Annotated in this window: 1 protein-coding gene (only partly in view); it reads right to left on the bottom strand. The window is 74.2% G+C overall.

Translation table 11 applies throughout. From position 1 onward, the window contains the following. A protein-coding gene (locus FLP23_RS02550) for a hypothetical protein (RefSeq protein ID WP_149324423.1) crosses the window boundary here: on the bottom strand, positions 1-25,660 show its 3' portion. The gene runs 3,212 nt beyond the window's last position; the window shows 25,660 of its 28,872 coding nt (coding positions 3,213-28,872); its start codon lies off the right edge, out of view; its stop codon occupies positions 1-3.

Genomic DNA, 25,660 nt, shown 5'->3' on the forward strand with positions numbered 1-25,660 from the left:
CTAGAGCGACTCCCGGCGGATTGCACGACGGAAACCGGAACGACGGGCGAGCAGCAGGAGAACGGCCCCGAGGAGCAGGGCGAGGAGCGCGAGCAGGGCGGCCGGCAGCGGCTCGGCGCCGCTGTGCGCGAGCCCCGGCTCGTCGCCCGCGACCTCGAGGAAGGCGTCCTTGAACAGGTTCACGTACACGTTGCGCACATCCGTGGCGTCGAAGTCGGCGTCGGCGCTCGCGACCGTGTGGCTGATCGTGACGACGGAGGAGCCGCTCGGCAGGGCGGCGAGCGTCGTGGCCGCGCTCGCCCAACGCACGAGGACGGTGTGCTCGGACACATCACCCGCGGCGATCGCGAGCACCGCGCGGGCGAGCCAGGTGAGTCCGCCGTCGATCGAGAACTCGGCGAACGGGGTGCCGGCACCGTACGCCGTCGTGAAGGTGATGTAGACGGGCGCCGTCGCCGCGCGCGCGAGCCGCACGGTGTAGGAGTCGGTAAACGGACCATCCGGCGAGACGTTCGTCCAGCCGCCCGTCTCGGTGATGATCACGAGCCCGTCGCCGCCTCGGCCGAGGAAGACGTACGGCGGGGTGATGTCGACGGCCATCATCCGGAACAGCGAGATGAAGCCGACGTCGCCCGGCAGCGTGACGGGGTCCGCGACGGGGAGCGGCGCGACCACGACCGGCAGCTGGGTGAATCCGTACAGGTCGAGGGCGAGGCCGAGGCCGCTGACCGTCCACCACAGCACGTCCTGCAGCACCGGCGCGATCTGCACGGCCGCCGCATCCGCCGCCTGCACGACCACCCGGCTGGCGCCCGTGCCGCCGTCGATCGAGACGAAGCCCTGACCGACCGGCACGGTCACCGGGACGGGACCGCTCGTGTCGGTGCGGGTGCTCGTGAGGAACACGAACTCGTCGTCGCCCGTCCCGGCCTCGAGGCGCAGCTCGGCGAGGTTGGATGCCACGACGAAGCGGTCGTCGCCCGCCTGACCGTACATGACCGCGGGACGGCTGATGCCGTTGCTCAGGTAGCCCGAGTCGGTCGGCAGGGTGTCGAAGACGTCCGCCGCCGGCAGCGCCGCCGTGTCGCGCGGGGTGGCGGAGAACTGGCCGACGAGGAAGGTGTCGTCGCCGTCGCCGCCGTTGACGGTCGCGGGCGAGCTCGTGTCGTCGAAGACGAAGGTGTCGTCGCCGCCGAGGCCGTTGACGGTGAGCTTGCCGTTGACGCTGCGGTCGTAGCTGACCCGCTCGACGGTGGTCTCACCGCTCGCGACGGCCACGATGGCCGGGCGGCGGGCGGGAAGACCGGGGATCACATCGACGGCACGGAACACCGCGACGTCGTCGCCGTCGGACGCGGTGATCGTGAGGGTGTTGATGGCCAGCGGGTCGGTCCCGGTGCCCACGACCTCGATGCGGGTGTCGTGGTGGGCGGCGTCCTCCGCGCCCCACAGGGTGACCTCGACGTGGTTGGAGCCGTTCTGCCCGTCGACGCGCAGCGAGTTCGGCAGCGCCGCACCGTCGTAGGCGTCGCCCGCGGTGCCGAGGTGGGTGCCGGGGACGATCGTGATGCGGGTGAGCGTGACGAGGTCGTCGCCGTCGTCGCCCGACGTCGTCGCGGCGGCGCCGCCGTGGATGGTGGTGTGGCCGTCGATGACCGCCTCGAAGAAGGTGACCTCGTCGCGTCCGTTGCCGCCGAAGACCTCGATGACGGGGTCGGCGTCGGTGGCGACGAGCTCGCCCCCGAAGGAGGCCGTGGTGCCGACCGGTGCGGTCGGGTTCTGCCCGTACGCGGTCCGCACCACGGCCTGTGCGCCACGGATCAGGGTTCCGAGCGGCGCGAGCACGTCGTTGCCGACGCGCAGTTCGGTGGTCTGGTGGGCGTCTGCGCCGCCCGTGATGATGCTGCGGGTGCCGTCGACGGTGTCGCCGCTCGGCAGCAGGGTGAGGTCGGCGTCGGTGCGCCCGGCCACGTAGGGCACGGTCACGCGGACGCGCCCGGCGGCGGAGGCCGCGAGCAGCAGGGTGAGCGGCCCGGACGCCTCGGTGACGAACACGCCGTCCTCGCCCTCGGCGAGCAGGCGGCCGGTGGTCGCCGTGTCGAGCACGATGTCGGCGGATCCGTCGGCCGATCCGAGGTACCCGCCGGTGGCGAACAGGTCGATCGATGCACCGCGCACCCGGGTGCTGCCGTCGTTCACGTCGTTGACGATCGAGCCGTCGAGCGCCCCGAGCGAGACATCCCCGCTCGACGCCGTCACGGCGTTCAGCACGAGGTCGCCCGTGGTCTGGTCCAGGTAGATGCCGTTCGGCGCGGTCGCGAGCAGCCAGCCGCGGGCGGCGTTCGAGGAACGGATCTCGAGGTGGTTCACGGTCGGGGCGAGGGCGCCGATCGTGTCGGTCGCGGTGAGGGTGACGCGGGTGCCGATCACGTCGGCGTCGGCGTCGTCCGTCGCGTCGAGGATCGAGGAGTCGGCGTCGAGGGTCGTGAGGGTCACATCGTCGCCGGTGGACTCGATGGTGCCGACGAGCAGCGCGGAGTGGGTCTCGTCGTCCACGATCGAACCGTTGGTGAACAGGTCTATGCGGCCGACGCCGTCGCTCACGGCGTACTGCACGGCCGGGTCGTGCGGACTCGTGATGTCGGCGTCGATGTCGCTCGTGACCGCGAAGTCGACCACGGTGACCGTCGAGGTGTGGCGGATGCCGATCACCTCGCCCGCCGCGATGTCGGTGAAGGTCCAGCTCGCATCCGCGGCGGTGCCCGGCAGGTGGAAGGCGATGAGCACCGGGTCGGTGTAGCTGAAGCCGACGCCGGGGGCATCGGGGTGCCGGTCGATCGGGGCGCCCGGGCTGCCTCCGTAGAAGTAGATCGAGTAGTCGCCGCTCGGCGACACCCGCCCCCCGTAGCCGCCTCCAGGCGCGTCGTACACGTCGTCGCGGATCGAGTGACCCAGGAACGGCGCGGGCGTCGCGTCGGTCGCGCTGTCGCCCACGACGATGTCGATGACGCCGCCCGCGACGATGCGGCCGATGCTCCACTCGAGGGGGCCGGTGGCGGCGCTGCGGCGGTACGCCGTGAGGTCGATGACGAGATCGTCGAAGGCGTCGACGACGAGAGCGATGGGGCGGGTGAGGATGCCCGTGCCGGATGCGTAGCTGCTCTCGACGAGCCGCACCGAGACGGGGGTGCGCACGGGCGTGTCGAGCTCGCCGATCGAGCCGTTCCGTGCCGACAAGGTCACCGCGTTCGCGTCGATCGCGAGCACGCCGGGCGCGGAGAGCACGTCGCCGTTGGCGTTGTCGACGAGCACGTCGCCGATCGGGTTGTAGATCGTGCCGGTGAGCGTGAGATCGTTCTCGGCGCCGGCGAACAGGAAGTTGACGACCGACACGTGGGTGACGGTGAATTGCGGCGGGCGGATCGTGTACCGGAAGTCGTTGACCTCGTTGTAGGCGTACTCGGAGACGGTCGCGTTCTGATCGACGAGCTGGACGACGTTGACGCCCGACAGCTCGAGGCTGTGCTTCGACCAGTTGTAGATCCGCACGAAGTCGAAGGTCGGCTGCAGCTGGAAGGTGCCGCGCGTACCGCTGAGGTTGCGGTTGCCGCCCGCCGGGTGCGCGTTGATGATGAAGTTGACGACCGCACCGCCGATGTTGTCGATCTGGTCGACGAAGATCGTGCCGTCGTGCACGACGTCGCCGTCGTGCACGACGTCGCCGACATGGTAGGCGACGCCGTCGGCGTTGCGCGCCGTGACGTTGTACATCTTGATGATCCGGCCGCTCGCGTCGACGTAGAGCTGCGGGTCCGCGGCGTGCAGGATGACGTCGGCCTCCCACCAGATGGGCCGGATGCTCGTGGTCGGGGTGCTCGTCGTCCGGTCGCCGTCGTCGAGGAACGCCTCGCTCTGCCAGGCGCCGATGTCGCCGCGGTTGCCCTCCTGGTAGGTGGTGAGCACGTCGAGGCGGTGGATCTGCACGAGCACGTGCTCCTCGGCGGTGACCGTGGTCGTGACCGCGGTGTAGACGTTCGTGATCGAGTCGGTGTCGCCGCCGCCGCAGTCGCAGCCCGCGTTGGAGTGCACCCACATGCCGAGGTTCGTGTGCTCGGCCGCCAGCGTCATCCACTCGTAGGCCGTGAGGGTGACCCCGGTGTGCACCGTGATGTTGGCGCCCCCGCCGATGGACAGGTACGCGTAGGCGTCCGAGTCCGCGCCGAGCGCCTTCGCCCACGCCTCGGCGTAGGTGTGCAGCCAGCCGCCGTTGCCCGCCGGGTCGGTGCCCATGCTCGCGGTGATGTACAGCTCGTCGGCCTGGAGATGGGTGGTCGCTCCGGCGATGTCGATGTCGGTGGTCGCGGAGACCCCGAAGCCGCAGTCGCAGTCCTCGTTCGCGCTCGCGTCGACGCCGAGGCCGGCACCGTTCGCCCAGGCCTGCATCTGCCCGCCGGGCCGGGTGTACCCGGCGATGGTGGCGATGTGCTCGACGATGATCGAGCCGTCGATGTCGATCTTGGTCTCGAGGATGAGGTCGACCCGCGACTGGGCGCTGACCCCGGATCCGAGGCCCTTTCCGCTCGAGGCGGCGTCGGCTCCGGCCCAGCCGCTCGTGAAGGGTCGGATCAGCAGATCCCACCCCGAGGTGACGACGGCGCCGGCGCCCAGCTGCACGAGCGTGTGGACGGTGACGTCGGTGTCGGAACGGGAGTTGCCGATGGCGACCGCGCCGCCCCCGTCGTTGGTGGCGACCGCATAGCCTTGGGCGTTGGTGTCGACCGTGAGGGTGAAGCTGCCGTCGGTGGTGACCGCGTCGTTGGCACCGCTTGTGACGTGGGCTCCGGCGCCGATGAGCACGTCGATGTCGACGGTGACGGTCACGTGCGTGCGGGCGGACCCCACGTGCACGAGGCCGCCTCCCGAGGTGCGCACGGTGGCGGAGGTCGGGTGGGCGCCCGCCGGCACGCTGTCGAACAGGCCGACCGGCGTCATCTTCTCCGCCGAGGCTCCGTGACCGCTGAGCTCGATGACGAGGCGCGCGGTGCCGGAGCCGGCGCCGAGCAGGTCGACGGGGCCCGCGGTGAAGGAGCCGATGGCCGCCGAGCCGTCGCTTCCGACCACCGAGATGTCGATGGCGGCACCGTTGCGGACGGTCGAGAGCTGGAAGCCGTCGGCGGTGCGGTTGCGCACGTAGTACTGGCCGCCGTCGACGAGGCCGTCGATCGGCCGGGAGGAGGCGAGGTAGAGCTTGTGCTCACCGGATGCGGCCCCGTCGACCGAGAGGTCGACCGAGAGCGCAAGCGCCTCCTGCGGCTGGTAGATGGGGTCGTGGTGGTGGACGATGATCGGCTCGTCGTCCTCGTCGTAGCCCACGATCTCGTCCCAGTCGTGGTAGCCGATGATGCAGTCGGGGTGGGCGGCGGCGGGTCCCACGGCCTTGCAGTAGCTCGCCGCGAGCCGCAGCTGGTGGGCGGTGTCGACGATCGCGTAGTAGACGCCGCCGTCGACGAGTCCTCCGATCGGCGTGCTCGAGCCGGAGCGGTACCAGAGCGCCTGCCCGGTCGTGAAGCCGTGCGACTTGAGGTAGATGCGGTTGTTGTCGGCCGTGACGGGCTGGTACTGGGCGTCGAGGACGGGGTTGCCGTCGCCGTCGATCGAGATATCGACCGCGGCGCCCGTGAAGGTGCCCGCGGCGGCGGGTGCCGTGTAGATGACGATCTGGTTCTCGGTGAAGACGTTCGGGGCGACCACGGTGTCGGCGATGGGGTCGCTCTCGTCGTCCGGGTCGTCGCTGTCGTCGATCGCGCTCGCCTGCAGCACCACAGGCACCGAGGGAGCATCGGGGTCGATGAGCTGGATGCCGGTCTCGTCGACGACCCGCACGATGTAGGCCTTGCCATCCACGAGGCCGGGCACGTTCGCGCCGTTGGCGTCGAAGACGACGCGCTGGCCGTCGACGAAGTGGTGGGCGGTGGCCGTGAACTCGGTGTGCGCCACCTCGCTCGCGTCGAGGTAGGTGTAGGTGTTCCCGAAGCGGATGATGTTGTGGGCCGCGTCGACGAAGGCGCCGGCGAACTCGCTGCCGAGGAGGATGGTGGTGTCGTTCACGGCGATCACGTCGTAGCTCGCGCCGTCGGTGAGACCGCTGGTCGATCCGCCGTTCGCGGTGTAGGTGACGCGCATGCCGGTCGTGAAGCCGTGCACGGCGGTGAAGGTGATCGTGTTGTCGGCGTCGCTCACGCTCGCGAAGGTGCGGCTCGGGTCGGGAACCGGCGGCACGTCCACGTTGTAGCCGGCGCGCAGGGTGATGGCGCCGCCGGCGGTCACGATGGTGCCGGCCGGGATCTCGAGGGTGAGATGCGGGGTCATGATCGCGGTGGCGTTGTTGGTCTCGACGTTGACGACACCACCACCCGAGGTGTCGAGTGCGGAGACGGCGCCGGGGGCGTGGTCGGAGCGCACCGAGATGGTGCCGCCCGCGACGATGACTCCGGCGTCGTAGCCGCCGCCGGCGGCGCGTCCGAGACGGGCGACCACGCTGCTCGTGACGATGGCGGTCGCCGTCCCGCTGCCCACGTTGACGACTCCGCCGCCGGTCGAGGCGAGGTTCGCGACCGCGTAGTCGTCGGCGAAGGCGTACACCTCGATGCTCTGCGCGCCGGATGCGGCGTCGGCGTCGCCGTGCACGTCGCCGGCGAGGATGGCCTCGGTGCTGTTCTCGATGACGGCGTAGGGCTTGGCCTCGCTCACCGCGACGAGTCCGCCGGCGGTGGAGCCGCCGCCCGCGGTCACGCGGTTCTTGGAGACCGCTCGCACGCCGACCGCGGCGGCGGGCGAGGAGATCTGCGCGCCCTTGGCGACCGTCGCGGTGACGTCGGCGAGGGTCGAGACCTTGGCGAGCGGCTGCAGCGTCGAGACCCCGACGAGGCCCGCGGCGAGCGCACCGCCGGTGATGGTGGCCGTGTTGCTGGCGTCTGCCGTCACCCGCACGACGTCGCCGCCGCGGACATGCCCGGCGAGCTCGGCGCTCGTGGGGCTGTCGATCTGGGAGGTCGGCTGGCCGGCGCCGACCCCGACGAGGCCCGCGACCACCGTGTCGGTGTTCACGAAGCTCGTGTTGCGCGCGGCGGCCGCGATGCTGACGGTGGATCCCGCGCGCTGCACGAGCTCGCCCGTGCCGAACCGGGCCCGGGTGGCGGCCTCCTCGTAGATCTGCGCGCCCGCCTGCACGACGGCGACCTCGGCGAGGCTGCCGCCCTTCTTCGACAGGACCGCGCTCACCGTGTTGTCGGCGTCGGCGGCGACCGTGACGCCCGCCGAATCATGCACGTCGCCGTCGAAGCTCGCGCTCGTGAGCGATCGCGTCCGGGAGGTGACCTCCGTCGACTCGCCACGGAGGACGGCACCGCCCTGGGTCGTGAGGTCGGAGGTCACCGAGTTGTCGGCATCCGCGGAGACCGTCACGGCGCCGCTCGCGGTGAGGCCGCCGGTGCCCACGACCACCTCGGCGATCGTGTCGCTGCGGTCCGTGAGAGTGGCGGTGGCGAGCAGATGCGTGCCGCCGACGATGCTGATGGAGGTCAGCTTGATGCTCGCCTCGAGGACGTTGCGGCTGGTGTTGGTGAGCGAGAAGGCGCCGCTCACGGCGGTGCCCGCGGCGATGGAGCCGCGGCTGACGGCATCCACCGTCGCCGTGACCACGAGAGCACCGACGTCGCCGAGGCCGACGCCGAGCTGGTCCACCTTCGCGTGAGCGAGGTTGTCCGCGCCGACGATCATCTGCACGAAGCCGTTGCCGGCGTCGAACTCGGCGCCCGAGAGGGTCACGAGCGCCTCGGTGGCGGCGCTGCTCACGATCTCGGCGACGGCGCCGAGCCCGTGAACGCCGATGGCGCTGACGTTCCGGACGTCGGCGTCGACGCTCGCGTGGTTGACCGAGGTGGCGCCGAGACGCGCCCCCACGCTGCGGGTCGGGTTCTCGAGGGTCGCCGTGGTGCCCGCCGAGATCCGGGCCGTGGGGAGGGTGATCTCTCCGAGGCCGAGGGCGACCGAGAGGGTGTTGGTGTCGACGTCGGCGGTCTGCACCGAGGCCGCCACGGCCACCACGGCTCCGCCCGCGAGGACCGTGCCGCCCCAGACCCGCGCCGTGGTCTTCGCCGATGCGAGGATGTACGCCGTCGCCCGCGTGACGCTGATGCTGATCGCGCCCACGTCGACCTTGGTGAGGACGGACGCGGCGCTGCGATGCGAGGAGGCCTGGGCGCCGGCCTCGCCGCCGGCCACGACCGAGCCCTGGAGCTCGGCGGTCACGGGTGCCGCGAGCACGGCCTCCGCGAGGAAGGCGCCGCCGGTGATCGCGCCCCCCTTGCCTGCTGCCGCGGATGCCGACGCGAGCGATTGCCCGGCGCCGTCCGTGGCCTCCTGCGCGGTCACCAACACGAAGCCGGTGCTCGTGACCGTCGCGGGCGAGCCCAGGCGCGCGACGATCGCCGCGGCATCCGAGACCGTTGCGGTCACCTGGACGCCGGAGATGCCGCCGATCACGGTGATGCCGATGAGGGTCGCGTCCGCGAGGGCGCGGTTCTGGCCGACCGCGGTGACGGCAACCGATCCCGAGCCCAGGATCCGCCCCGCCGCTTCGGCGCGGGTGCCGCCGGTGACCGTCGCGGTGGTGTTCATCTCGGTGAACCCGTAGCCGCCGAGGGTTCCCACGCCGGACGTCGCCTCGGCCGCATTGCGGGTGTTCGCCTCGACCCGGACGGCACCTCCCGCCGTGATCGTGGATCCGGCGTCGGCGAGCGCGGTGGTGCGTCGCGACACGGCGGAGTTCGCGTAGTTCACGCCGATCGCGAGCGCGCCGGACGTCGCCGCGACGGTCGTGGTGTCGGCGCGGTGCCGGCCGGTGGCGCTGATCTCGGCGCCGCCCGAGAGGCTCGCCCAGCCCGAGAAGGTGGCCGAGGTGACACCGCTGACGGTCGCCTCGGCGCCCGCCCCGGTCGCGCCGCCGAGCAGCCCGCCGTTGACCGAGATCACCAGGATGGGCGCCGAGATCGTCGACGACGCCGCGACCCGCACCCCGCCGCTCGCCCCCGCGTCGCCGATCCGGACGGTGCCGATGCTCGCCGTCGTGTCGCCGTACACCTCCGCGATGCCGATGGCCACGCCGACCGCGACGGCGCCGAGCGCGATGCCGACCGCGAGGATCTCGACCTCGCGGTTCGCGGTCGCCGCCACGTCGACCACGCCTCCGGCGCGCGGGATGACGGCGCCCGAGTCGATGTGCGCGTTCTGGGTGGCGTTGGAGTCGATGAGCACGATCTGGCCGCTCAGCGTGAGTCCGCCCGCGGCACCCGCGATCGCGATGCCGAGGTCGTCTTCGGACTGGGTCGCCGACACCCGCACGCCGCCGCCGGCGGTGATCGAGACGCCCGTGCGCACGCCCGCCTCGACCTCGCTGCGCAGATTGGCGATCACGACCGCGCCGCCGAGCGCGCCCGCGCCCACCGCTCCCACTCCGGCGACTCCGAGGTAGGCGTTGCGCTCCTCGGCGAGCACCGCGACATTCCCCCCGGCGACGATCGTGACGCCCTCGGCGAGCACCGCCGCGGTGCCGCGCAGCGGCTCGTCGTTCGCGAACGGGTCGGTGATGCGGCTGGGGTCGAGCTGCGCGGCCTTGACCCCGGCGCCGGCCGAGCCGAGGGTGCCGTTGATGCGGTCGTCGGCCGCCGAGTCGGTGTTGACCTGCGCCTCGTCGAGGATGGCGCCGTAGCCCTCGTCGCCGTCGCCCGCCGCGCTCGCGGACGACTGGGTGAGCACCGACTCGGAGTCGTCGGGGTCGTCCGAGTCGCTCGGCGAGAGGGCGTTGCGGTCGTCTTCGCCGTTGTCGTAGCCGTCCTCGACCTCGGTGCCCGAGGTCCACACCGAGACCGCACCGGCCGCGGCGACCGCCCCGCCCGCGACGCTCAGGCCGAAGGTGGTGATGTCGGCGGAGGAGAGCGCCGAGAGCGTCACATCCTTTGCGGCCCGCAGTTGCGCGTACGCGCCGACGTAGGCCTGCGTGGTGGCGGACAGGATGCCGACGTCGACGCCGCCCGAGACACCCACCGCGCCGCCCGCGATACCGCCCGCGACCGTGAGCGTCTTGCTCGAGTTCGCGGCGACGACGCTGATCGACTGCCCGGCTGCGGGGGTCGAGGTGACGTTGATGCGGGTCGGGTCTGCGTGGCTGCTCGCGATCGTGGCACGCGTCTGCACGGTGAGGATGGTCGTGGTGACGCCGCCCGCGACCCCGACGAATCCGCCGCCGATGGCGACCGCGAGGCCGAAGACCTTCTGGGTGGAGCGCGCCTGCACGGCGACCCCCGAGAACCCGGCGGACACCCCGAAGCGTCCGGGGGCGGAGCCCGCGGCGTTCGAGAAGGCACCCGTCAGCACCCCGCCCACCGGTGTCGCCGCGCCGTCCGCGTCGACCGTGCTGCCGCCCGTGACGGTGGCCTGGGTGCTCTTGGTGACCGAGGTGACGGCCACACCGATGCCGACCCCGACGAAGCCGCCGGCCGCGCCGCCCGCGACGATGACGATCGAGGTGTCGTCGGCGGCGTCGAGCACGACGCTGCCCCCCGCGTCGAGGACCGCGCGCCCGAGGGTCGCGTGGGTGTGCACGTCGAGGGCGATGACCGAGGCCGCACCGGCGACGCCCACGAGCCCGCCGGAGGCGGTGGCCGCGACGGCGACGATGCTCTCGCCGCCCGCCGCGGCGATCACGACGTCGCCGGTCGCGGTGACGACAGCTCCCGTGCCGATCACGGCATCCGTGTCGAGGTCGACGACGCCGACCGCGACGCTCGCCCCGACGCCCACGGTGCCGCCGGCGATCACGGCCGAGATCATGAGCAGGCTGAACTCGTGGCCGGCGGCGACGAGCACCGAGCCCGCGTGCCCCGCCGAGCCGGCGGTGACCTCGGCGATGCGCCCGATGGATGCGGAGGTGACGTTCGTCACGACGTTGACGCTGCCGCCGACGCCGACACCGGCGACGCCGCCGATCGCGGCACTCGCCCCCACCCCGGCGATGTCATCGCTCGAGGTGGCGGTGACGGCGACGCCGACGAAGCCGTCCTGGTGCTCGGCCTCGGTGTCGCGCACCCCCGAGAAGGTGGACGGGTCGGCGGAGGGCTGGGCCTTCTGCAGCACGAGGCTGTGGCCGCGTCCGGTCGCCTTCGTCTTGTCGAGCACGATCGTGGTGCCGTTCGCGTCGAGCAGCGTGAGCACGCCGCCCGCGAGGGATGCCGTGTAGCTGCCGCCGTCGACGAGGCCGCCGATCGCCGATCCCCCGCCCGAGCTGTAGATGACCTTGTCGCCGTTCACGAAGTCGGGCGTGTAGGGCAGCGCGATGGTGTTGCCGGTGACCGAGCTCGCGGGGTCGAAGTAGGGCGCCTCGCTCTGCGGGAGCGCCGCCGACTGCCCGTCGACGAGGCGGTGCGACTGCCCCGTGGTGCCCGCGAGGGTGAAGCTCAGGATCGTGGTCGGTGCGGCGAGCGTCGACAGGCGCACCCGGGTCGGCTGGCCGGCGACGAGGTGCACGAGGTAGCTCGTGCCGTCGGTGAGACCGCCGATGGCACCTCCGCCGCCCGCGTCGTAGAGCACCGTCTGACCCTCGCGGAGGCCGTGCACGTAGCCGAGGTCGATCGTGTCGCCCGCGACGTGCGTCACCGGGTCGAAGCGCGTGTCGACCGTCTCGACGTGGAATCCGCCGGTCGACACCCGGATGCCGGTGCCGAGACCGCCGAGGGCCCGCACGATCGAGTCGTCGCCGATGGCGGCGGTGACGCGCTTGCTGAGCACGGGGACCGCGGCCGCCGCTCCGACGCCGACCGTGCCTCCCCCGCCGAGGGCACCCGCGATGATGTCGATCTCGAGGGCGTCGTCGGCGGACACCCGCACGCTGCCGCCTGCGTACACGGTCGAGCGGGAGCTCCCGCACGCGGCATGCGTCGCGATCGCTGCGGTGCAGCTCTCGCCGATGCTCGCGCTCGTGGCGATGTCGATGACGGAGACGGCCGCGTTGACGGCGACGCCGACGGTGCCGCCGACCGCGCCGCCCGCGGAGATCGAGGTGACCTCCTCGCGCGAGGCGGCGTCGACGGTCACGTCGCCGTTGGCAGCCACCTCGGTGAGCGGCGCGATCCAGGCTCGGGTGTCCTTGGCGATGACCTGGACGTCGGCGCCGACGCCGACGCCCGCCGTGCCGCCGAGCGCGAGCTGACCCGCGCGGCCGATGCTCGAGGTGCGGTCGGATGCCGCGATCAGCACACCCTGGGTGGCTGCCGCGCCCACATTGTCGCCGTTCACGGTGACGTGGCCCGCGATGTAGGCGTGGGTCGTGTTGGTGTGCACCGCGACCGAGGCGGAGCCCGCGACGCCGGCGGTGCCGCCCGCGGCGCCCGCGACCGCGGTGGACTCGAAGTCCTCCGACTGGGTGGCCGTGATCGACAGGCCCGAGGAGCCCTTCGCCACGACCCGGTCGTACTCGGCGATGCCCGCGTCGACCTTGCCGGTGCGCACGAGCACGATCGAGGCGACGCCGACCCCCGCGGTACCGCCCGCGGCGACGCCTCCCGCGAACAGCAGCGAGTCGACCACGTCGTCCTGGGCGCGGATGGTGAAGTCGCCGTCGGCCTCGACGGTCGTGGGGGCCGCAGCTCCCCCGCCGATGAGCGCCCGGGTGCCGGAGTCGGCGCCCTGGTTGATGACCAGGATCACGAAGGAGCCGGCGATGCCCGCCGAGCCGGGGGTCGCCGCCGCACCCGCGGTGAGCGCCGTGAACGACTCGCGGGCGATCGCCGAGACGAGCACCGAGCCGCCGACCGCGGCATGCACGCCGTCGCCGATCGTCGCCCGCACATCCTTGTCGAAGACGTTGACGACGATCGCGAAGCCGATGCCCGCGGAGCCCGTCGTGAGCGACAGCGCACCGGCCAGCTCGAAGAACTCGGTCTCGTCGTGCGCCGTGAGCGAGAGCGACTGGCCGGTCTGGGCGCCGAGGGTCTGGTTGATCGAGGCGGCGTCGCCCAGCTCCGCGCGCGTGGTGATGTCGACGACGTCGACGATGATCGAACCGCCCACCGAGGCGGAGCCGGTGCCGGCGGCCCCCGCGATGGCGACGGCGGTGACATCCGGGATCGCGATCGGCGCATCCGGCAGGTCGACCGCGAGCGCGACGATGCCGGAGGTCGCGGTGAGCGCGATCGCGCCGCCCGCGTCGATCACGACGGGGGCGGCGAAGGTGGAACCGATGCGCGCGATGGTCGAGAGCTCGAGCACGTTGACGACGATCGCCGCGCCGACAGCGGCGCCGCCCAGGCTGAGCCCGCCCGCGGCGGCGATCGACTGCAGCCCCATCGGGTTGCTCGCCGACAGCAGCACGCCCCCGGTGGTGTCGATCGCGACGCCCGCGCCGATGGTGGCCTCGTTGTCGAGCAGCAGCACCTGCACGGCGACCGATCCGGCGACCGAGGGCTGGCTCGTGCCGCCGGCCGCCGAGATGCCCCAGGCGGTGAACTCGTTGCGCGCTCCCGCCGGGGTGATCGCGGTGACCGTCACATCGCCGCCCGCGTGGATGACGACGCGGTCGCCGATCGTGCCGCGGTCGAGCACATCGACGTAGTTGAGGGCGATGCCGACGCCGATGTTGGTGCTCGACGGCTTGAGGGAGGTGCCGATGGCCTTGGCGGTCGCGTCGACGCCGTTCTCGGCGAGCACCCCGACGCCGCCGCCGGCTGTGATGACGAGGTCGGCGGGGATCTCCGCGCCGGTGTCGATGGTCACCCAGTTGACGGTGACGGAGGCACCCACGCCGACGCCGTTGCCGCCCTGGCCGCCCTGCGCGGACGCCTGGCTGTTGCCGTTGTTCACCTGGGTGCTCGAACTCGGCAGCGTGATGCCCTTGCCCTGCGTGGCGGGGGTGTTGTCGACCTGGCTCTGCGCCTGCTTGTCGGCGTTGTCGTCGTCGCCCGTGCCCGGCATCGACTTGCCTTCGGCGCTCGCCTCGGCCTCGGCGAACGCGGAGGTGACGGTGTGCGCCGCGAGGGTGACGGATCCGCCCGCCCCGAGCGAGCGCAGCGTCTGCGCGGTGGTCTCGATGTCGACGACGTTGATGGCGATGACGGCGCCGACGGCGACCCCGGAGCCCGCCGCCCGGGCATCCCCCGTGACGGTGTTGGAGCCGTCGTGCGCGGCACGGATGAGGATCGCGCCCGTGAGGTTCCAGGCGTCGGGCGAGGTGCCGACCCGGGCGATCGTGGTGTGCTGCACGATGGCGATCGCGACGGCGGGGCTGACGGCGGCGCGCGATCCGGCGGATCCGGCCTTCACCCGGGTGACGACCGTGTCGGCGGAGATCGCCTCGACCGTGAGGTCGTGGCCGCCGCTGATGACGGTGCCGTCCTCGATCTCGGCGCGGGTGACATTGTCGAGCACCGGGTTGATGGCGATCGCGGCGCCGACGCCGACCGTGCCGCCCTTGGCGAGGGCCGCGTCGGCGGTGGCGCTCGCCGTGTCGGCGCGCAGGTTCTCGGCACGCAGCACGACGTCGCCCGTGCCGGCCGCGACGACGGCGCTCGCGGGGATGAGCGCCTGCGTCTGGGTGGTGACGATGTTGAGGGCGAAGGCGCCCGCGATGCTGATGTCGGCGGACCCCGCACCGGCCTCTGCCGTGGAGCTCACGGTGTGCACGCGGTCGCCGTCGACGTCGGTCATGGTGGCGGATGCCGTGAAGCCGTTCGCGTCGATGGTCGTGTTCGCCCCGAGCCCGGCACGGTTGACGAGGTTGAGCAGGCTGAGCGCGACGCCCGCGCCGATGCCCGCGCTCGAGGCGTGCACGGCGGTGCCGTCGGCGCTCGAGATCGCGTCGGCGTTCTGGCTCGCGCGCAGCACGACGGCGCCGCCCGCCGTGAGGCTGAGCTCGTCGGGCAGTTCGGCGATGGCCGACACGTCGGCCACGATGAGCGCGATCGCCGCCGCGACGGTGACCTTGCCGTCGGAGCTCTGCGGGCTCGCGTTGGCGCTCGAATTGCGCACGCCCTTGCCGCCATTGGCGGTGCTCGTGTTCCCGGCGAAGGTGCGCTGGTTCTGCAGTTTGTCGTCGACGGTGCCCTGGCTGGAGCGCGTGTCGCTCCCGGTCTCGGCGTCGTTGGCGGTCTGCGACTTGGCGCCGCTCGCCGACGCCTCGGCCGCGGCCTCGCTGTGGGAGGAGCCGAGCGCCCCGAACTCGATGCCGCCGCCCGCCGTGATGTTGCGGTCGGTGCGGGCGAGCACCGCGTGGTCGGCGAGGGTGAGCGCGAGCGAGACGCCGACGGAGGCCGTCGAGCCGCCCGTGGCCGCCGCGGTCGCCTTCGTGATGGTCGAAGCCCGCTGGCTCGCGACAGCGGAGAGGTCGCCGGCGATCTCGATGAGGTTCTCGTCGGCGAGCGACCCGATCCGCACCGTCGTCTTGACGTCGGAGCTCGTGACGGAGATCGCGGGGGCGACGGCCGCCGTGCCGCTCGTGACGGAGGCGCCCATCTTGGCCTCGGTGCTCGCGTCGACCCGGGCGGTCGCGCGCATCGTGAGGTCGCCCGCGCCGGTGAGCAGCGCATCCGGTTCGATCGCGGCGGTCGTCTCGTCGAGCACGAGGTTGAGGGCGAAGGAGACGCCCACGCCGACCGATCCGCCTGCGGAGACCGCGCCGAAGCCGACCGGGAAGGCCTTGACGGTCGAGCGGAGTGCGGATGCGGCGGTGATCGTGGCGTCGCCGCCGTCGAGTTCGACGGTGCCCTCGAGCCCGGCGTAGCTCTCCTGGTTGACGATCGCGATCGCGACCGAGCCGGCGATCGCGACCTTGCCGGCGGCGCCCGAGGCGGAGCTCGCCGAGACCGTCGAGGTGTCGTCGGTGCCGACGACGGTCACCGTCGCCGAGACGACGAGCGCGTGCGCGGTGATGGTGAGCCAGACCGGCACGAGGGCGCGGTTGGTGACGTTGGAGATGGTGAGCGCCACCGCCGCGCCGATGGCGGCCGTGGTGCCCTGGGTGGCGGTCGCGTCCGCGGTGCTCGCGGCGTCCGTGTTGGTGCTCGCGGCGAGGGTCACGGTGCCGCCCGCGGTGATGCGCGTGACAGCCGTCGTGATGCGCGCCTCGGCGATGACGGTCGAGATGACGACGCCGACGGCGGCGGCCACCGAGACGGTGCCGTCGGAGGTGGCGGCGCTCGGCGACTTACCGGTGCCGGATCCGGTTCCGCCGTTGCGGGTCGACACGGTGTCGGCGTAGCCGCGCTGGTCGGCGACCTGCTTGTCGACGCCCGAGTTGCCGACGGTGTCGGGGGTCGTGTCGGCGGTGGTCTCCTCGGGGGCGCCGCCCGCGGATGCTCCGCCGTTCGCCTCGGCCACCGAGCGGCTCGCGGCGCCGAGCGTGACATCGCCGTCGACGTCCAGCTCGCGCTTGAGCTCGGCGAGCGCACCGTGGTTGACGATCGTGAGGCCGAGCCCGACGCCGACCGCGGCGCTGCCGCCCGCGGTGGCCTTGGCGGCGCCGGTGCTCGTGGCGGAGGCGTCCTGCGCGGCGCGCACGGTGACGGAGCCGCTCGCCTCGAGCGGCAGCAGGATGCCGCCGGCGCCGACCACGGCGGTGCCGATGCGGGCCTCGGTGGTGATGTTGGAGAGGATGATGGCGATCGCCGGGGTGACGGCGACTCCCGTGCTGGCCTTCGCACCCATCCGCGCCTCGACCGAGGCGACCGTGTGGGCGGCTGCGTCGAGGGTGATGTCGCGCGCACCCGTCACCGAGACGCCGTCGGCGATGAGGGCGAGCACGTCGTCGGTGACGAGGGCGAGCCCGAATGCGACGCCGACGCCGACGCTCTCCCCGGCGACGCCGCCCTCGGCGGGCAGCGCCGTGACGGTGACGGCGAGGTCGGATGCGGCGGTCGCCGTGAGGTCGCCGCCCGTCAGTCGCACGGTGCCCTCGACGACCGCGCGGGTGTCCTGGTCGAGGATGACGATCGCGACCGAGCCGGCGACGCCCACCCCGCCGCCCGCGCCTGCGGTCGCGGCGGCGCCGAGGCTGGCGGTGTGGTCGGTGCCGTCGACGGCGACCGTCGCGGCGAGGGTCAGGTTCTCGGCGTCGACGGTGAGCCAGGCGGGGATCACGGCGCGGTTGGTGACGGTCGAGAGGGTGAGCGCGACGCCCGCGCCGACCGCGGCGCTGCCGCCCTCGGTAGCGGAGCCGTCGGCGGCCGAGTGGGCGTCGGCGTTGGCGGCGGAGGCCAGCTCGACGGTGTGCCCCGCATGCAGCTCGGTGACATCCGTCGTCACCCCCGCCTCGACGGTGACGGTCGAGATGACGACGCCGACGGCGGCCGCGACGGCGATCGATCCGCCCGAGGTCTCCGCCTTCGGCGCGGCCGTGGTGCCGGACTTCTTGACGCCGTTGCTCTGCGCGGTGCTGTCGGCGTGGCCGCGCTCGGCGGCGATCGACTTGTCGAGGCCCGTGTTGTGGTCGCCGTCCTCGGTGGTGTCGCCGGGATCGCGCGCGCCGGATGCCGATGCCGCGCCGGACGCCGACGCGGACGAGATCGAGGTTGCCGCGAGCCGCACATCGCCGTCGGCGTCGGCGTTGCGGGCGAGGGTCGCGGTGGCGCCGTGCGGGGCGATCGTGAGGCCGAGGGCGATGCCCACCGCCGCCTGGCCGCCGGTCGCGACGGCCCCGCCGAGCGAGCTCGCGGTGGCGTGCTGGGCGGCGCGGAGCACGAGGTCGCGCGTGACGTGCAGCACGCCGGCCGCGGCGAGGCCGACGCGGGCGGTCGTCACCTGGTTGGAGAGCGTCACGGCGACGGCCGGCACGACCGCGACGCCGCCGGAGGAACCGCTGCCCGAGGATCCGCTCGCCTCGGCGCCCATCTTCGCGACGGTTGCCGCGGTGGTGCGCGCGGAGGCGTCGAGCACGAGGTCGCGGGCGCCGGTGATCGAGACCTCGTCGCCGACGAGGGCCGTGACCTGGTCGTCGAGCAGGATGAGCGCGAACGAGACGCCGATGCCGACGCTTCCGCCGGAGGCGCCCGCGCCCACCGGCAGGGCGTTCGCCGTCGCATCGACGGAGGATGCCGCGGTCAGGGTGGCGTCGCCGCCGCTCAGCACGACGGTGCCGCGGATCGCGGCCGTGGTGTCCTGGTCGAGCAGCACGATGGCGACCGAGCCCCCGAAGGAGACGCCGCCGGCGGCGCCGGACGCGGCATCCGCCGAGACGGTCGCCGCGGTGTCGGTGCCCTTCGCGGCGACAGTGGCCGAGACGGTGAGGTCGTGGGCGACGATGAGGAGGTCCGCGGGCACGATCGCCTCGTTGGTGACGCGCGAGGCCGTGACGGCGACGCCCGCGCCGATCGCAGCCGTGCCGCCGTCGGTCGCGGAGCCGTCGGCCTTCGAGGCGGCGTCGGCGTTGGCGGCGGTCGCGAGGCGCACCTCGGTGCCGGCGACGATCGTGGTCACGGCCGGGGTGATCCGGGTGGCCGCGGCGACGGTGGAGATGACGACCCCGACGGCGGCCGCGACGGCGATCGATCCCGAGGAAGTCTCCGACTGGGGGGCCGTCTGGTTGCCCGATCCGGCGAGACCCCGATCCGCGGCGACACCGTCGGCGTGCTCGCGCTGGGCGCCGACCTGCTCGTCGACGCCCGTCGCGCCGTCGCCGTCGCCGTCCGTCGAGTCGCCCGCCTCCTCCGCCGGCGAGCCGGCCGCCGATGCGGTGCCGCTCGCGGATGCCGCGGAGATCGCGGTCGCAGCGAGCTCGACCCCGCCGAGGGCGGTGACGTTGCGGGCGAGGGTCGCGATGGCGTCGTGGGTGGCGAGGGTGAGGCCGAGCGCGATGCCGACCGCGGCCGTGCTGGCGTCCGTGGCCTCGGCGCCCGCCTCCGCTGCGGCCGACGCGTCGAGCTCCGCCGCGATCCGCAGCGAACCGGTGATGTCGAGCACGCCGGTGCCGACGCGCGCGGCGGCCGACGCGTTGGAGAGCACGATCGCGATCGACGGGGTGACGGTGACGCCGCCGCCGGAGGCGCCCATCGTGGCGACGACCTCGGTCGCCGCCGCCGCCGTGGCCTCCACCGTCACATCGCGCGTGTTCGACACGATGACGCCGTCGGCGAGTTCGGCGACCGTGCGGTCTTCCACGATCGCGAGGGCGAAGGAGACCCCCACCCCGAGACTGCCGGTGGAGGTCGAGCCCGCGCCGACCGGGAGCGCGGAGATCGCGGCGACGAGCGCCGAGCCGGCGGTGATGGTGAGGTCGCCGCCGCCGAGCTCCGGGGTGCCCACGACGTCGGCGCGGGTCTCGTGGTCGATGATCGCGAGGGCGAGCGAACCCGCCACCGACACCTTCCCGGCGGACCCGGAGGACGAGGTGGCGGACACCGTGGATGCGTCGTCGCCGCCGTCGGGGGCGACCGTGGCCGACACCTCGAGGCCCGTCGAACGGATCGTGACGGTGCCGGGGACGGTCGCGATGTTGCGCAGTGTCGAGAGGGTGAGCGCGACGCCGGCGCCGACCGCGAGCGGCCCGCCGTTGCTCGCCGAGCCGTCGGCCGTGCTGGCGGCATCCGCGGCGGCGCTCGTCGTGAGGCGCACGACGCCGCCGGCACGGATCAGGGCGACGAGCGGCCCGATGACGGTCTCGGCCGTGACGGTCGAGAGCACGACGCCGACCGCCGCCGCGACGGCGACCGTGCCGCTGCCGCCGCCGCTCGTGTCGGAGGTCTTCGCCTCGGGCGCCACCGCGCCGCCCGAGGTGCCGAGTCCCCGGTCGCCCGCGACGCCGTCGGCGAAGCCGCGCTGCTCGGCGACCTTCTTGTCGACGCCGTTCGGGCCGCCCGGCGTCTCCGGCTCGCTGTCGTCGGGGGCCCCGCCCGCGGAGGCGGTGCCGGTGGCGGAGGCGTTCGAGACGCTCGTGGCCGAGAGCGACACCGCCCCATCCGCGTCGACGTCGCGCAGAAGGGTGGCGGTTGCGCGGTGGTTGGCGATCGTGAGACCGAGGGCCAGACCGACGGCCGCCGACCCGGACGACACCGCGGTGGCGCCCGCGCTCGTCGTCGCGGCCGCATCCTGGGTGGCGCTGAGGGCGAGGTCGCCCGCGAGCTCGAGCGAGCCGGTTCCGATCACGGCGTCCGTGGCGGTGTTCGACAGCACGATCGCGACCGCGGGCGACACGGCGATTCCGCCGGCCGCGCCGATCGTCGCGGTCGCGGTCGCGGCGCTCGTGGTCGTCGCGCCGAGCGTGATGTCGCCGGCTCCGGTCACCGCAACCCCCGAGCCGATGCGGGCGAGGGTCGCGACATCCTGCACGACGAGGGCGACCGCGACCCCGATTCCGACGGCGCCGCCGGTCGCGCCGTCGATCGCGGGGTTGGCCGAGATGGCGATCGCCAGCCGCGCGGTCGCGTCGATCACGAGCGCGCCGCCGCCGAGCGTCACCCCGCCGAGCAGCTCGGCCGTGGTCTGGTGGTCGACGATCGCGATGGCGACCGAGCCGGCGAAGGCGACATTGCCGCCGGCGCCCGCGACGGCATCCGCGGTTGCCGTCGAGGTGCCGTCCGCCGGGGCGGTCGCGGTGGTCGCGCGCAGCACGAGGCCGTTCGCGTGGATCACGACGGTCGCGGGGATGCGCGCGATGTTGCGCACCTCGGCGAGGGTGAGGGCGACACCCGCACCGATGCCGACACTGCCGCCGACCGCCGACCCGTTCGCGATGCTCGCCGCATCCGCGTCGACCGCGGTCGTGAGCGAGACCGTGCCGCTCGAGGTGAGCGAGGCGACGCCGGCGTCGACGACGGTCTCGGCGGTGACGCGCGAGATCGCGACGCCCACGGCGGCCGCGACCGAGACGGGGCCATCGGAGGTGGTGGCGCTCGGCGTCTCGGATGCGGCGTTCGAGGCGGCGGCGCCCTCCTCGACGGCGACCGCGTCGGCGTGATCGCGCTGCGCCTTCACCTGCGCGTCGACATCGGAGCCCGTGTCGCTCGCCCCCGAGGCGGAGGCGGTGCCGCTCGCCGACACCGTCGAGATCGTCGTGGCGGCGAAGGCGACGGCGCCGGAGGCCGCGATCACGCGGGCGAGCACGGTGCGCGCGCTGTGGTCGGCGATCGCGAGACCGAGCCCGATGCCGATGGCGGCCGTGCCGCCGGTGGCCGCAGCGTCGGCGGTCGCGGTGGCGGTGGCATCCGCGGTGGCCGTGGCCGAGAGGGTCCCCGTGAGCGCGAGCGCACTGCCCGCGCCGATGCGGGCGAGCGCGCTGACGGTCGAGAGGGTCACGGCCACCGAGGGGGCGAGCCCGAGCGTGCCGCCGCCGGCGCCCATGGTGGCGGTGGTCGCCGCCGCGGTGGTCGCCTGCGCGTCGAGTGCGATGTCGGTGGCGCCGGTGACCGTCGCCGAGTCGGCGAGTTCGGCGAGCACCGACTCGTCGAGGATCAGCAGGGCGAAGGCCGCGCCGACGCCGACGGCGCCGGTGGCGCTCGCGCCGCTCTCCGCGGGGATCGCGCGGACGGCGGCGTCCAGCTCGGAGCCGGCGGTGATGCCGAGCGATCCGGTGAGGGTCGCCGTGCCGGCCAGCTGGGCGAGGATCGTGCGGTCGACGATCGCGATGGCGACGGATCCCGCCACCGACACCTCGCCGCCGGCACCCGCCGTGGCGGAGGCGCCGAGCTCGGAGCCCGCGGGCGCGGTGGCCGCGAGTTCGAGCGCCTGCGCGGCGACGGTCGCGCCCGCCTCGAGCCGCGCGAGCGTGGTCGTCTCGGCGAGGGTCAGCGCGACCCCGGCGCCGATGGCGACGGACGCGCCCCCGAAGGCGGAACCCGTTCCGGCGCTCGTGGCGTCCGCCTCGCCGGCTGCGGCGATGCGCACGGTTCCCGCGGTCGCGGTGAGGGTGACCCCGGGGAGCACGACCGCCGTGACGGTCGCGGTGGAGAGCGCGACGCCGACCGCGGCTGCGGCACCGACGACGCCCCCGTTCTCCTCGGACGATGTGGAGGCGCTGGGTGCCTCGGGGGCGGTCGAGCCGGAGGGGCTGAGCCCTGCGGCGTGCGCACGCTCGCCCTCGACCTGCTGGTCGACGCTCGGCCCGCCGCTCGAGGCGCCGGAGGCCGACGCGGTGGCGGTGCCGGTGGTGCGCGAGACGCCCGCCGCGGTGATCGCGATGCCGCCCGTGGTCGCGGTGAGCGAGCGGGCGACGGATGCCGTGACGGTGTGGGTGCCGATGGCCAGTCCGAGGGCGATGCCGACGGCCGCGGTCGCCGCGTCCGCTCCGGCGGTCGCCGCGGCCGTGGTCTCGGCGGTCTGGGTGGCCTCGATCGCGACCGAGGCGGCGGTGATCGTGCCCCCCGTGCCGATGCGCGCGGTCGTGGTGACGGTGTGCAGGGTCGTGGCGACCGCGGGCGAGATCGCGACCGAGTCGCTCGCGGCGCCGATGCGTGCCTCGGCGCGCGCGGTGGAGTGGGAGCCGGCCCGCACCGTGACCGCTCCGGCCTGGGCCGCGGCGCCGTTCGCGACGGCCGCGGTCACGAGCTCGTCGACGATCCCGATGGCGACGGAGGCGCCGATGCCGACACTCGCGCCCGTCACGCCGTCGGCGGCCGGGAGGGCGGTGACCGTGACGTCCCGTGCGGCCGCCGCGTCGATGAGCAGTGCGCCGCTCAGCACGGCGGAGCCGTCGAGGCGAGCCTCCGTGACGGCATCGATGAGGGCGATCGCGACCGAACCGGCGACCGAGACGTTGCCCTGACCGGCGCCGGCCGATGCCGAGGCGGTGATCACCGAACGGTCGTCGCCGCCCGCGGCGACCGTGGCCGCGAGCTCGAGCGATGCTCCCGTGGCGGTGACCCCGTCGGGCAGCACCGCACGGTTGACGAGGTCGATCGCGCTGAGGGCGACAGCCGCGCCGATGCCGAGGGCGGCGGGCGCGGTGGCCGCCCCGTCGGCGGTCGAGGTGCTGTCGGCCTGCTGGGCCGCGGCGATGCGGATGGCGGCGCCGCCGATCGCGGAGACGCCCGGTTCGACGATCGACTCGGTGTGCACGCCGGCGATCACCACGGAGACGGCGGCCGCCGCACTCACGCCGCCCTGGGAGGTGGAGGCCGCGGGGGTCGCGGTGGACGACGCCCCGCCGCCGAGACCGTCGGCGTAGCCGCGCTCGTGGGCGATCGCAGTGTCGACCCCGTCGCCCGCGCCGCCGCCGGTGGCGGCACCGGGTGCGCCGCTGCTCGAGGCGGATGCCGTGGCGTCGAGCGTGCTGAGGCCGGTCGCCGAGAGGGTGACCGCGCTCGCCGCGGCGACGTCGCGGGCGAGCGCCGTGGTGACGGAGAGCTCGACGAGGCTCAGTCCGAGGGCGAGACCGACGCCCGCCGTGGCAGCCGCGGCGGTGGCCCCCGCCGTGCTCGCGACGGTCGCGTCCTGGGTCGCCGTGAGCGCGAGCGCCCCGGTGAGGCCGAGCGTCGTGCCGCTCCCGAGCCGCGTGGAGGTGGTCGCCTCGACGCGCGCCGTGGCGACCGCCGGGGTGAGCGCGACGCCGCCGCCCGCCGCCCCCATCCGCGCGGTGACGTCCACCCGGGTCGTGCCGTCGGCGGTGAGGGTGAGATCGTGGGCGTCGCCCAGCGTCGCGTCGTCGGCGACGACGGCCGTGACCGCGTCGTCGACGAGGGCGATCGCGGCGGCCGCACCGACGCCGACGCTCGTGCCGGAGGCGCCGTCGGCGGAGGTGGCGGATGCCGACGCCGTGGTGTCGCCGGTGGCGGTCACGGCGACGTCGCCGCTGCCGCCGAGGAGCGTGACGTCCCCGGCCAGCTCGGCGATCGTCTCGAGCTCGGCGAACAGCAGCGCGACGGAGCCGGCGACCGAGATCTTGCCGCCGCTCGCGCCGGAGAGCGAGCCCGCGGCGAGCACGGCGGTGCCGGTCGATGAGAGGGTGAGCGCCTGCGCCGTGAGCACCGCGGACGCCGCGAGCGCGGCGCGCGTGGTCGCGGTGACATCGGCGAGCGCGACGGCGGCACCGATCGTGCCGGACCCGCCGGCTGCCGCGGCGCCGTCGGCATCGGCCGTGGCGGTCGTGGAGCCCTCTGCGGTCAGCTCGACCTCGCCGGCCACCGTGACGACGGCATCGAGCGTCGCCTCGACGGTCGCGGTTCCGAGCACGAGGGCGACCGCCGCCGCGACGTCGATGCCGCCCGTGGAGCTCGCGGCCGACGGCAGCGCGGGTCCGGATCCGCCGCCCCCGAGCGCGCTCGCGTTGTCGCGCTGCTGGGCGAGCGCCGCGTCGACGCCCGTCCCGCCGCCGCCCGCGGTGCCGGCGGTCTCGGGTGCGCCCGCGCTCGAGGCCTGCGCCTCGGCTTCCTGGGTGGAGGTGCCGGATGCCGTGAGCGTGAGGTCGCCGTCGACCGCCACGCCGCGCTCGAGCGCCGCGCGCACCCGGTGGTCGGCGATGACGAGCGCGAGTCCCGCACCGATCGCCGCGACCGCGGCCGGGGTCGCGGCGGCGGTCGCGGATGCCGTGGCGGTCGCCTCCTGCCCGGCGGTGATCGAGACCGCGCCGTCGACCGACACGGGCGTGGCTCCGGCGAGGCGCGCGGTGGTGCTGACGGTGGCGAGGGTCGTCGCGGCGAACGGTGCGACGGCAACGTCGCCCGCGGCGGCCGCGCCGCCGGCGTGCGCCGAGCTCGCATCGGTGGTGGTCGCGCCCACGGCGATGCTCGCCGGATCCACGAGCTCACCCGTGAGCGAGGCGTCGACGGTGTGCTCGACGACCGTGACGGCCGCCGCGGCGCCGATGCCCGCATCCGACGCGCCGGTGCCGGGTGCGGCGGTCGCGTCGGAGAGCGACTCGGCCGAGGACGACGCGGTGAGGCTCGTGGCCGCGCCCGTGACGGTGGCCGACGAGGAGGCGGAGGCCGTCAGCTCGACGAGGGTGATCGCGAGCGATCCGGCGAGGCCGAGGGTGCCGCCCGATCCCGCGCCGGCGATCGAAGTCGCGGCGAAGCGGTGGGCGGTGGCGGGGTCCCCCGTGGCGGTGCTCGGGTCGACGCCCGCGACGAGGGAGAGCGCGTCGGCGTCGATGGTCGTTCCGGCCCCGGCCTCCGCGGTGATCGCGACGTGCGCGTCGGTGATCGCGATGGCGGCGCCGATGGTGGCGGCCGGGGGTCCGCGGTCGGCGGGCTCACCCGTCGCGGTGGAGTCGGCGAGGTCGTGGTGGTGGGCGTCGAGGGTCACCGCGGATGCCGTGAGGTGCACGCCCGAGACGGTCGCGTCGGCGATCGAGGTGAGGAAGGTGAGGGCGATGGCCGCGGCCACCGAGACGGTTCCGGCCGGGGCACTCGGGGCGGGCAGCTCGCCCGGCGCGGGAACCGCCGTGCCGGGGGCGTTCGCGGCGGCGAACCCGCGGCCGTCCTCGATGCTCTCGCTCGCGCTCGGCTGGCCCGGCGTCCCCTCCTCCGGGGCACCGCCGGCCGATGCGGCGGCGACGGTGGTGGCGCCGCTGGCGCCCGAGACGCGGATGACGATGCCGCCCGCGGCGGTGACGTCCCGCTCGGTGGTGGCGTGGACCGCGTGGTCGACGAAGGCGAGTGCGAGTGCGAGCCCGACGGCGGTGTCGCCC

This window comes from Protaetiibacter larvae (genome assembly GCF_008365275.1).
GTDB lineage: Bacteria > Actinomycetota > Actinomycetes > Actinomycetales > Microbacteriaceae > Homoserinibacter > Homoserinibacter larvae.